The sequence below is a fragment of the Caldalkalibacillus salinus genome, from assembly GCF_016745835.1.
Lineage (GTDB): Bacteria > Bacillota > Bacilli > Caldalkalibacillales > JCM-10596 > Caldalkalibacillus_A > Caldalkalibacillus_A salinus.
Window position 1 is genome coordinate 78,462 of record NZ_JAERVL010000020.1, and the last position, 10,811, is coordinate 89,272.

The window sequence follows — 10,811 nt, forward strand, 5'->3', positions numbered from 1 at the left end:
TTCACCTCCTACCTTAGCTCGCATGTATGTCTAAGATTGTAGCCAAACGTTCTCTCAATAGAGCGCGTTTAACGACCATGTCTAATTGTCCGTGATTCAATTGAAATTCCGCCGTCTGGAAGTCATCTGGTAACTTCTGGCGTATCGTTTGCTCTATGACACGCCGTCCGGCAAAACCTATTAGAGCCTGTGGTTCAGCTATATTGTAATCACCTAACGAAGCAAATGAAGCGGAAACGCCACCGTATGTTGGGTGAGTTAGAACAGAAATAAACAGGCCACCCTGACGGTCAAGCTGTGACAGCGCTGCACTTGTTTTTCCCATTTGCATTAAGCTCAATATCCCTTCCTGCATTCTCGCCCCACCAGAAGCCGAAAATAATATAAATGGCCTTTTGTTTACAATGGCACTCTCGATGGCGCGCGTAATCTTCTCTCCTACGACTGATCCCATACTCGCCATAATAAATCTAGAGTCCATGACACCAATCACAACAGGCAATCCCTCAATCTGAGCTTCGCCTGTTACGACTGCCTCATTCAATCCTGTCTTGTCCATCGTACTTTCTAATCGCTCCTGATACTCGGGAAACTCTAAGGGGTCTTTGGACGTGATAGCCTTGTCATACTCGACAAAGGTACCCTCATCCACTATCATCTGAATTCTTTCCCCAGCCGTGAGAGGGAAGTGATAACCACAATTGGCGCAAACTTTCAGGTTCTTTTCCAATTCTTTCTTATATAGGATTGTACCACACTGTTTACATTTCACCATCAACCCTTCAGGTATATCCTTTTTCGCTTGTTCCGACGGGATGGTGGCATACTTACGCTTCTGTTTTTTATTAAATAAATCTTTTAACACATGAACACCTCACATGTTGCTTCTTTTTTCATTTTAATGGAGGATCGAGCTTAAGACTTCCTTAATTTCCTCTAGCTCGGCTTCAGGTACTAATATCTCAAACTGTTTGCCATGCTGACTAGGTTTTACTTTAACAAGAAAGCCCTCTTCTGCTAGACGGTCTTGGATTCGTTCTGCGATTTTTTCACTAGGAGCTATGTAAATCGCCGTCCACATGTACTGATTCCTCCTTAGCAACGACTATAAATCTAAGTTATCATAACATAGATGATTACGCGTCTTCAATCATCGCTAGCTGTCTCGTTTTCTCAGCCACCGAGTCTGGATCCACCTGTCTTCTCGCTACACCTGTTTCCATGGCAGCCTTGGCCACAGCCGCTGCTACTGCTGGCGCGACACGTGTATCGAATGGAGCAGGGATAACATAGTCTTCCGTTAGCTCTCCCTCGCTGATCAATTCCGCAATCGCATAGACTGCTGCGATTTTCATTTCTTCATTTATATGTGTGGCATAGACATCTAATGCACCACGGAAGATACCAGGAAAGGCCAGTACGTTATTGACTTGATTGGCAAAATCAGAGCGACCTGTTCCGATCACCCTAGCCCCTGCTTTTTTTGCATCCTCAGGCATAATCTCAGGATCTGGATTAGCCATGGCAAAAATGATAGGATCCTCGTTCATACTCTGGATCATCTCTTCAGTTACTGCACCCGCAACGGATACTCCTACAAAAACGTCCGCCCCTTGCATCGCATCCGCTAATGTCCCTTCTTGGCGATTATGATTCGTCATTTTGGCCACTTGTTCCTTGATATTGTTCATCCCTTGGGGTCTGCCCTCATAAATAATGCCCTTAGAATCACATAGTAGAATGTCCTTAACGCCCATACGGATGAGTAATTTAATAATGGCAATGCCCGCTGCACCTGCACCATTAGCCACAACTTTAATCGACGATAGGTCCTTGCCTACAACTTTAAGGGCATTCACCAACCCAGCTAGCGTTACAATCGCTGTCCCGTGTTGGTCATCATGGAATATCGGAATGTTCGTTTCTTTCTTCAAACGCTCCTCAATCTCAAAGCAGTTAGGTGCAGCAATATCTTCAAGGTTCACTCCTCCAAAAGTCGGTTGGAGAAGTTTAACTGACTCCACAATTTTGTCTACGTCGGTCGTATCTAGACAAATTGGAAACGCATCCACACCAGCGAAGGACTTAAAAAGTACAGCTTTCCCTTCCATAACTGGCATAGCCGCAGCAGGTCCAATATTCCCTAGGCCCAATACTGCAGTCCCATCCGTGACGACTGCAACCATATTCCCCTTCATCGTGTACTCATACACGTTCTTAGGAGTGTCAAATATCTCTTTACACGGTTCAGCCACTCCAGGGGAGTACGCCAAACTAAGATCCTTTGCATTTTTTACAGAGATTTTAGACTTAACGGCTAATTTACCTTGGTTCTTCCTATGTAAGTGCAACGACTCTTCTCTAGTGGTGGCCACTTACTTTCACTCTCCTTTTATGGATGACTTGCCTAGCATTGAGCGATAAAATTATCTATACATTTATTATAGCAGATTATTTCCTACTCATTATACCAGATCATAAATCTATGTAAATAAAGGGGAGCAGACATTTTATGCTTCCCCTTTTCTTTTAACGATCGCACTCTCCTCTTCTCCTAACATGTGGTTTATGGTCTGTATGAATCCTTTATCCACACTGACGTTATATTCCTGCGCCAACAGGACAGTCTTTTTATTTTTCTCATAATGTAGGTAGACCGGCGTATGTCCATCATTTTCTTTCAACAATCGCTGTAATGAAACGAGGATAGAGGATGCGGTCCGTTTTGGTATTTTAATAAATAACGCTTGTTCTACCTTGTCCGTTGTTGGTGTCTGCTGTTGAGGATGTTCCTTCTGTTTTTTTATTAAATCTTGAACCTTTATGGCCCGATGAGTAATGAGCTGTAAGCCTTCTTCACGTTGCTTTGGTTCTATTTTTCCTTCAACAAATATGAGTTGACCTTCTTCGTATCGTGCGGGAGATTGTTGATAAACCTGAGGAAAAACCACTAATTCCAGTTCACTGCCGTGATCTTCAAGGGTCACAAAAGCCATCGCCTGACCTTTTTTGGTGGTAATTTTACGTATGTTTTGAACCATTCCCGCCGTTCGCACCTTAACCTCCGTCGGTGACGTTATATCTGCCAATGGTGTCCATTGATACTGTCGCAGCTGGTCACGATACGGATCTAGAGGGTGGCCTGAGAGATAAAAACCTAGGACTTCTTTTTCAGCTTTTAATTGCTCTATAGGGGCGTAAGGTGGGACATCAATCCAAGGGTAGTCATCCGGAATCTCATCAGCAAAGAAAAACAGTTGGTCACTGTCTCTTAATCCTTGCGCTTGCTCAGCCATATCGAGAATATCATCAAGATTCGCCAGTGCTTGGGCGCGATGCATACCTAAGTCATCACAAGCACCGCTCATAATAAGGGACTCTATAACCCTTCGGTTACATATCTTTAGGTTAACCCTTTGGCAAAAATCTAACATGTTTTGAAACGGGCGTTTGCTCCGTTCTGCTAAAATTTCCTTAATAGCGGCATAACCGACATTTTTAATGACACTTAAACCGATTCGGATCTGATCGTGCTCCACGGTAAACCCAGCCTGACTATGCTGTACAGACGGAGGTAAAACTTTGATCTGTCGTCTAGAAGCCTGAGATAGATAATCAGCCACTTTCTCAGTCGCACCAATGGACGTCGATAATAGAGAGGCAAGAAACGCAACAGGGTAATGCGCCTTTAAATAGGCAAGCTGATAGGCAATCACGGCATAAGCGGCTGAATGCGAACGGTTAAAACCGTAATCAGCAAAGCGAACAATCAGGTCATACACGTGCTCAGCCACATGTTTATTATATCCTTGTTGTAGACACCCTTGTACGAAATGCGTTCTCTCTTGCTCTAAAATTTCCCTTTTTTTCTTACCCACTGCACGACGTAAAAGATCTGCTTCTCCGAGTGAGAACCCGGCCATTGATGAAGCGATTTGCATGATTTGCTCTTGGTAAACGATGATTCCGTAAGTATCCTCCAAGATAGGCTTGAGGTCCTCATGCGGGTATTCAACATCCGTCCTTTTGAATTTGGCGTCTATGAATAAAGGTATATTCTCCATCGGCCCTGGTCTGTACAACGCTAATACGGCTATGACATCCTCAAATGAAGATGGTTGTAACCGGCGGAGAACACTCCTCATGCCCGCTGATTCTAACTGAAAAACGCCCGTGGTATCGCCTTCGCTTAAAAGCTGAAATGTGGCTTCATCCTGAAATGATATGTGATCTAAGGCCAACGCTTCTTCTTGTGGCTTACCTTGGTTAATAATGTGTAATATTTCTTCTAGTAAAGAAAGATTTCGCAAGCCTAGAAAATCCATCTTCAGTAACCCAATATCCTCTAAGTCCTCCATAGCATACTGCGTTAATGGCACCCCTTCGTGACCTTCTTGTAAGGGGACATACTCTGGTAATGGGTCCTTAGAAATCACCACGCCTGCTGCATGAGTTGAACTATGTCTTGCCGTCCCTTCTAGTTGAACGGCGATGTCATACAAATGTTTAATGCGTTCATCCTCGTTTATTAACGCTTGTAGCTCGCTCGACTCGGCTCGGGCACGCTCCAATGTCACGCCTAATCCACTGGGCACACTTTTAGCGACTTTATTAATAAGTGGGAGGGGTATATCTAACACTCGTCCGATATCTCTAATGGCTGCTTTTGCCCCCATCGTTCCGAATGTAATAATTTGTGCGACCCGATCGTCCCCGTATTTAGAGAGGACATACTGAATCACTTCATCACGCCTACGGTCAGAGAAATCTATATCAATATCGGGCATTGTCACCCTTTCAGGATTGAGAAACCTTTCAAATAACAATTTGTATTTGATCGGATCGATATTCGTGATGTTTAAGACATAGGCCACAAGACTTCCTGCGGCTGACCCTCTACCAGGCCCTGTCATAATACCCTTCTCATGAGCAAAGCGCATAAAGTCCCACACGATGAGAAAGTAATCGGCGTAGCCCATTTGACCGATGACCTGTAGTTCATAGTTTAATCTTTCTTCAATCTCATCTGTGATCGTACCGTAACGCTGTTTGGCCCCTTGGATACATTGTTCCTGTAGATAGGATAGTGCCGAATGACCTTCAGGCACAGGATAGTGCGGTAAAATTTCACTCCCTAACGGAATGTCCACTTCACAACGCTGTGCAATCTGTGACGACGCTTGAAGCGCCTCAGGTACATGTGGAAACAGTCGTTGCATTTCTTCCTTTGTTTTTAGGTAAAATTCTGGACTTGGAAATTTCATTCTTTCTGTTTCTTTGACTTTCTTGGCTGTCCCAATACATAGTAAACAGTCATGTGCCACGGCATCCTTTTTGTGGACGTAATGGACGTCATTGGTCACGACTAGCGGAATACCTGTTTCCTCGGATAACTGCACCAAACGATGGTTCACCTTTTTTTGTTCAGCAAGACCGTGATCCTGCATTTCTAAGTAAAAATAATCTCTTCCGAAGATATTCTGGTATTCTAAAGCAATTTGACGCGCTTTCTCTTCTTCATCATTCAACAACGCTTGCTGTACTTCCCCCGCTAGACAAGCACTTGTGGCGATGATGCCTTGATGATATTCAGCAAGCCACTCCTTTATTACTCGCGGTTTATAATAAAAGCCTTCTAAATGGGCTTTGGTCGTAAGCTTCATCAGGTTCTGATAACCTTCATACGTTTCAGCTAAGAGTAATAAGTGGTAAAGTTTCTGTTCCCCTTTTACCATCTTCCGGTCTAGAGGTTGATTCGTGACGTAGGCTTCAACGCCAATGATGGGCTTGATACCGTGTTGTTTACACGCTTTGTAAAAGGGGATTGTCCCGTACATAGACCCATGATCCGTCAGCGCTAAGGCTTGCATGCCTTGCGCTTTTGCAGTTTCAACGAGTTGCTCTATTCGACCTGCTCCATCAAGCAAGCTGTACTCGCTATGCACATGCAGGTGAACAAAATCTTGTATCATCTCAATCCCCCCTTGTATCTTAATCCCCATTTTAACCGGGTCTATCATTTCGCTCTTCATGTCCTTCATGTATAATTGTATAATAGATGATTAAATCGAAAAAGGATAGGAGAAGCGATGAGCAAAAAACAGTTTTTAATTGCGGTTGATTTAGATGGTACACTGTTAACGGACGAAGATAAAGCCATTACGCCACGGACAAAGAAAGCATTACACCAAGCGATGGACCAGGGACACAAAGTTGTGATTGCCACGGGCAGACCATTTCGAGCTAGTGAAATGTACTATAAAGAGCTAGGGCTAAATATGCCGATTATTAATTTCAATGGTGCTCTCGTCCATCATCCACAAGACACTTCATGGGGGACGTATCACTTTCCATTGAATTTAAGTACAGCTCAAAGTGTTGTAGAGACGTCTGAAACGTTCGGTGTACAGAATATTATGGTCGAAGTGATGGATCATGTTTTTATTAGAAAACACGACGATATGATTATCGACACTTTCTTTGGACCTGATACAGAAGTATCCCTACTTAAGGATACCCTTCACACCGACCCTACCTCTGTGCTCATATATCCCTATGAACATAATGTCGATGAGCTTAGAAGACGACTAGATCAACAACATGCCGAGGTCATAGAACATCGCAAATGGGGTGCACCCTGGAACGTGATCGAAGTGATACGCCGCGGGCTAAATAAGGCGGTCGGTTTGGAGCGAATTTGCCATCATTATAATATCCCCGTCGAGAACGTCATTGCGTTCGGTGATGAAGATAATGATTTTGAAATGATAGAGTTTGCAGGGACGGGTGTAGCCATGGAAAACGCCATTCCAGAGTTAAAGCGTAGAGCAAATGCCATAACACTGACCAATGAAGAAGAAGGCATTGCTGACTTTTTAGAAAAAAACGTCTTGTAAGCGTTAATTGTCCAATGGACTCATGATCCTGTCCACTTCCCCATATACATGGTAGTAATGCATACGTAGGGGAGAGATGATCATGAGTTTTTTAGTAACCATTATTTTAGATTTCTTTGTCGCCTTCGGTGTTTTAATCGGAGGTTGCTTGTTAGGTGGTCTTGGGGCCATCATCATTGCTCAACCAACACATCCCCCTTTAGATCTCATGTCTCATCTTGCTGATAAAATTAAAATATGGGCCGTTGTCGCAGCGATAGGTGGGACCATTGACACACTGTCTGCCATTGAAAGGGGCTTTTTCTCCGGGTCGCACGGGGAGGTCGTTAAGCATCTCCTCTTTATCTGTAGCGCCTTTTTGGGTGCACATGCGGGCACCATTATTATTAAATGGTTTGTGGGGGAATACTGATGAGAGTCCCTTCACCGGCACTCATAGATAAGCTCACTCGTTATATCGCCACTTTTGTTCTAGGCGCTGTGATTGGGGCGATTATTATTTTGTACATTCATGGAAGTACGCTCAATGATGTGATGAAACAGAATCGACAGTTGACGTTGGACAATATCAAACTGATGGATGATATCGAAACACTCGAAGAGGACAAATCAGAACTGTCTAGACAAAGACAACAGAAAATAGCCATTCGTCGCATAGATGTCCAAATCGTTCAACAACCTGACGAAGACCCGATTGATGAGTTAGTAGAGAAAGAAATGGCGGAGCACCTGCGAAGAGACCTCAAGTTTCTTATTCAACTCCCACTTGAAAGTGTCGCTGAGACGTCAGAGGCGATCCATCACCTTGTGAATGAGAGTAAGTATGACATTCAGCAGCAGCGGTACGGATTACAGCTTAAAACACTGGTGGTCTACTCCACATTAACCGTTAAGGTACAAATGATAAAACTTGATGAGTAAGCGACCTGAAGAAGAACCATTCCATACTACTGCGCATAATATTGATATGATTTAGCTATAAATTCGCTTTTTATCTCATAATCATATACAATATCAAACAACGATCATTTTACTCAAACATCCGAGCGTGAAGGAGGGAAGTAGATGATTATAAGCCGAAAAGAAATGGCGAAGGTAAAAATAAATCAAATCAAACAGGGGTTCTCCGCGTTTGCTGAAACTTCGGAAGTGGCCACTATCATTGAAAAAGAGATATCAAAATTAAACATAAACATTCACATCGACCGTACACCTATGGGCTCCTGGTTTATTCCGATTAAGCAACATGATTAATACGACACAAAAACCATAAAAAAGACCGACTTTTAAACTTTGTTGAAAGCCGGTCTTTTTTATGTCGCTCGATGAGATGTTTGGTGTTATTTGTGTTCTGGTTCTGAATCTAATTCTAACCGTTCAACTCCGTATGTGGCGCCTCATACGCTGGGATTAGAACAGTAAAAGTCGTGCCTTTATCTACTTCACTTTCTAGGGCAATGCGGCCACCGTGAAGTTCAACTAATTCTTTTACAATCGCTAGCCCCAGTCCTGTTCCTTTATTGACTTTTGAACGTCCACGATCAACCTTAAAGAAACGTTCCCAGATCAGTTCCTGATCAGCTTCTGTAATACCTATCCCTGTATCTTTTACACGTATCTTGATAAACGCTTCCTCTGATATTGTGGACAAGGAAATATACCCTTGTTCGGTAAATTTGAGTGCATTCTTGACTAGATTGACAATAATTTGTTCTAAACGTACGGGGTCTGCGTAAGCTTTTGGCAGCTGGTCTGCTGTATCCACCTTAAGCTCAACCCCTTTTTCTTCAGCCTCTTGTTCAAAAATAAGGGCTGTATTATGAATGACCTCGTTGACGTCCACTGGTTTTGGTTGTAGAGATATTTCCTTATTTTCAAGCTTAATGAGATCAAAAATATCTTCCACTAGCCGGTTCATATGGAGTGTTTCCTTATACATGACATTGTAGTATTTCTTACGTCCCTCTTCGCCATCGATCAAGCCATCCTGTAAGGCCTCCAAGAAACCTTGCATTGCTGTGAGAGGTGTCCGCAGTTCATGGGACACATTGGCTAGGAAGTCATTACGTATTTGGTCAAGCTTCTTGCGTTCTTGATCAATCCTATCCAATTTGGCTGCCATGGTGTTTATCGTATTGGCAAGATCTCCTATTTCATCATTGGATTTGATGTCAATACGCTCATCGTAATTTCCCATACCTATCTTCTCAGCGGCGCGGTCAATGGTTCTTAAAGGTCGGGAAATGGACCATGATAAATATGACACCATCACTGTGGAAACGAAAATCCCAAACAACGTGGCCCAAAGGATCGTTTCTCTTATCTTCATTACAGTCCGATTAATACCGACAACAGGTGAGTGTAACACGATACCCCCATACACCTGCTCCTCCTGGCCCCAAGGGACGACAACGGACAACATAGGCTCATTAAGCCCCTCGAATTCTAAGCGATTGACCGCATCTTCCCCTTGTAACACTCGCTCTACGATAGATGACGCCACCGATTTACCAATAGACACTTCATCTTTCGTAGATGTCGTTATAATTTCACCTGAACGATCAAAAACCCAAATTCTCGTATTAAACGATTGATCTAGAAATACAAGCATTTGCTCCGTCTCTTCTGACTGGATCTGCATATCTTGTATGGTCATATTAACGATACGACCTTTGCGTACCATCTCCTCTTGGGTTGTGGAGAAGATGTACCCTTTGACTAAGTAAGAAATCAGAATCCCTACAAATCCAATACCGATTAACACTGTTAAAAGGTAACTTAAAATAAGCCTGCGAAACAGGCTTTTATCCATACCTAGCATTAATCTTCCACCTCAAATTTGTAGCCCACTCCCCATACCGTTTGAACATAATTTGTATCGAGTTGTTCTAACTTTTGTCGTACTTTTTTAACATGAACATCAACGGTACGGATATCACCCATAAAATCGTAGCCCCATACTTGCTCTAATAACTGTTCTCGTGTGTAGACACTTTTAGGTGAGCGCGCTAGGTGTACAAGCAAGTCAAATTCTTTGGGTCTAAATCCTATTTTCTCTCCCTTTACGATCACTTCACGACGATCAAGGTATATTTGCAAGTCTTTGAATTCTAGTACATTTGTGTCCTCTTGGTTTTCTTGCTCTGTGCGTTCAGGTCTGGGTTGCATTCTTCTGAAGATGGCTTTGATTCTGGCTACTAATTCTCTCGGACTAAACGGTTTGGTGACATAGTCGTCAGCGCCTAGCTCTAAGCCTAACACTCTGTCGAATTCTTCGCCTTTGGCGGTTAACATAATAATAGGAATATCATATTTTTTTCGCAATTGACGACATGCCTCTAAACCATCCATATTAGGCATCATAATATCTAGTAGGACGATATCAGGTTGTTCTGTTTCCACCAATTCAAGAGCTTGTTCCCCATCATTCGCTTCCACAAGATCTATCTGTTGTTGTTCAAAATATAAACGAATAATTTCAATTACATTAGGGTCGTCGTCAGCGACCAGTACTTTAAACCTATTCATCATTGTCATCACCTTAGTTGATTATTTCTATCTATACTGAACTTACATCTGATATATGAGTATACTTCTATAAGTTTCGCTCAATATCCTTTTTTTATGATAGCACAAAAAAAGAGGAATCCCTATTATGAGATTCCTCTTTTTGCTAAAGGGGTGAACAATATCTAGAGAGAAAGTGGGGGTGTTAAGCCATTCTCACTATTTATTTAAAAAGGAAAACAAGGTTTGATAGTCTGAAACAAGTTGTTTGAAGTAGGATGTTAGCTTTTGAAGCGGCTTAAGCGACGTTTCTTCTTCGGTGCTCGCTTCTTGGGTGCTGTCAGCTTCTGCTTCTACTTCCGCTGACGCTTCTTGGGTGCTGTCAGCTTCTGCTTCTACTTCTGCTGC

Annotated in this window: 11 protein-coding genes; 4 read left to right on the plus strand and 7 right to left on the minus strand. The window is 42.9% G+C overall.

The genetic code is table 11. The features are described from left to right. Positions 1 to 13: 13 nt before the first annotated feature. From accD to JKM87_RS12780, 4 genes are all read right to left on the minus strand, one after another. Complete coding sequence (gene accD / locus JKM87_RS12765) at positions 14 to 865, minus strand: acetyl-CoA carboxylase, carboxyltransferase subunit beta (RefSeq protein ID WP_202080762.1); 852 nt, start codon at positions 863 to 865, stop codon at positions 14 to 16. 33 nt (positions 866 to 898) lie between these two features. Then, positions 899 to 1,081 carry a glutamate decarboxylase gene (locus JKM87_RS12770; protein ID WP_202080763.1) on the minus strand — a complete coding sequence of 61 codons (183 nt, stop codon included), beginning with the start codon at positions 1,079 to 1,081 and terminating at the stop codon, positions 899 to 901. Between the two features lie 55 nt (positions 1,082 to 1,136). Beyond that, positions 1,137 to 2,375 carry an NADP-dependent malic enzyme gene (ystJ, locus tag JKM87_RS12775; protein WP_202080764.1) on the minus strand — a complete coding sequence of 413 codons (1,239 nt, stop codon included), beginning with the start codon at positions 2,373 to 2,375 and terminating at the stop codon, positions 1,137 to 1,139. A 135-nt stretch (positions 2,376 to 2,510) separates the two neighbouring features. Then, the gene (locus tag JKM87_RS12780) at positions 2,511 to 5,972 is read right to left on the minus strand and encodes a DNA polymerase III subunit alpha (RefSeq protein WP_202080765.1); all 3,462 of its coding nucleotides are present in this window, start codon (positions 5,970 to 5,972) and stop codon (positions 2,511 to 2,513) included. A 117-nt stretch (positions 5,973 to 6,089) separates the two neighbouring features. Here JKM87_RS12780 and JKM87_RS12785 point away from each other — a divergent pair, with 117 nt between their 5' ends. The 4 genes from JKM87_RS12785 to JKM87_RS12800 all read left to right on the plus strand — a co-directional run bounded on the left by JKM87_RS12785 (position 6,090) and on the right by JKM87_RS12800 (position 8,150). Then, entirely contained in the window at positions 6,090 to 6,896 is an 807-nt protein-coding gene (locus JKM87_RS12785) for a Cof-type HAD-IIB family hydrolase (RefSeq protein ID WP_202080766.1), read from the plus strand. Between the two features lie 82 nt (positions 6,897 to 6,978). After that, on the plus strand, positions 6,979 to 7,308 hold the full coding sequence (locus JKM87_RS12790; protein WP_336885176.1) for a YtrH family sporulation protein: 330 nt from the start codon (positions 6,979 to 6,981) through the stop codon (positions 7,306 to 7,308). After that, complete coding sequence (locus JKM87_RS12795) at positions 7,308 to 7,817, plus strand: sporulation membrane protein YtrI (protein ID WP_202080768.1); 510 nt, start codon at positions 7,308 to 7,310, stop codon at positions 7,815 to 7,817. The genes JKM87_RS12790 and JKM87_RS12795 overlap by 1 nt, the downstream gene beginning before the upstream one ends. 144 nt (positions 7,818 to 7,961) lie before the next feature. Beyond that, positions 7,962 to 8,150, plus strand: a complete 189-nt coding sequence (locus JKM87_RS12800; protein ID WP_202080769.1) for a YtzJ family protein — start codon at positions 7,962 to 7,964, stop codon at positions 8,148 to 8,150. Positions 8,151 to 8,265: 115 nt separating this feature from the next. Here JKM87_RS12800 and JKM87_RS12805 read toward each other — a convergent pair whose 3' ends face one another. From JKM87_RS12805 to JKM87_RS12815, 3 genes are all read right to left on the minus strand, one after another. Continuing rightward, complete coding sequence (locus tag JKM87_RS12805) at positions 8,266 to 9,717, minus strand: sensor histidine kinase (protein ID WP_202080770.1); 1,452 nt, start codon at positions 9,715 to 9,717, stop codon at positions 8,266 to 8,268. Next, positions 9,717 to 10,424, minus strand: a complete 708-nt coding sequence (locus tag JKM87_RS12810; RefSeq protein WP_202080771.1) for a response regulator transcription factor — start codon at positions 10,422 to 10,424, stop codon at positions 9,717 to 9,719. Before JKM87_RS12810 ends, JKM87_RS12805 begins: the two co-directional genes overlap by 1 nt. A gap of 198 nt (positions 10,425 to 10,622) precedes the next feature. Further along, positions 10,623 to 10,811, minus strand: a 189-nt coding sequence (locus JKM87_RS12815) for a hypothetical protein (RefSeq protein ID WP_202080772.1), incomplete at its 5' end; no start/stop codon positions are given.

Excerpts from the sequence above, each read along its gene's own strand:
- JKM87_RS12800 (WP_202080769.1), top strand. The coding sequence starts at position 7,962 with ATGATTATAAGCCGAAAAGAAATGGCGAAGGTAAAAATAAATCAAATC.
- JKM87_RS12780 (WP_202080765.1), bottom strand. The coding sequence starts at position 5,972 with ATGATACAAGATTTTGTTCACCTGCATGTGCATAGCGAGTACAGCTTG.
- JKM87_RS12805 (WP_202080770.1), bottom strand. The coding sequence starts at position 9,717 with ATGCTAGGTATGGATAAAAGCCTGTTTCGCAGGCTTATTTTAAGTTAC.
- JKM87_RS12810 (WP_202080771.1), bottom strand. The coding sequence starts at position 10,424 with ATGAATAGGTTTAAAGTACTGGTCGCTGACGACGACCCTAATGTAATT.
- JKM87_RS12770 (WP_202080763.1), bottom strand. The coding sequence starts at position 1,081 with ATGTGGACGGCGATTTACATAGCTCCTAGTGAAAAAATCGCAGAACGA.
- JKM87_RS12790 (WP_336885176.1), top strand. The coding sequence starts at position 6,979 with ATGAGTTTTTTAGTAACCATTATTTTAGATTTCTTTGTCGCCTTCGGT.
- JKM87_RS12785 (WP_202080766.1), top strand. The coding sequence starts at position 6,090 with ATGAGCAAAAAACAGTTTTTAATTGCGGTTGATTTAGATGGTACACTG.
- JKM87_RS12795 (WP_202080768.1), top strand. The coding sequence starts at position 7,308 with ATGAGAGTCCCTTCACCGGCACTCATAGATAAGCTCACTCGTTATATC.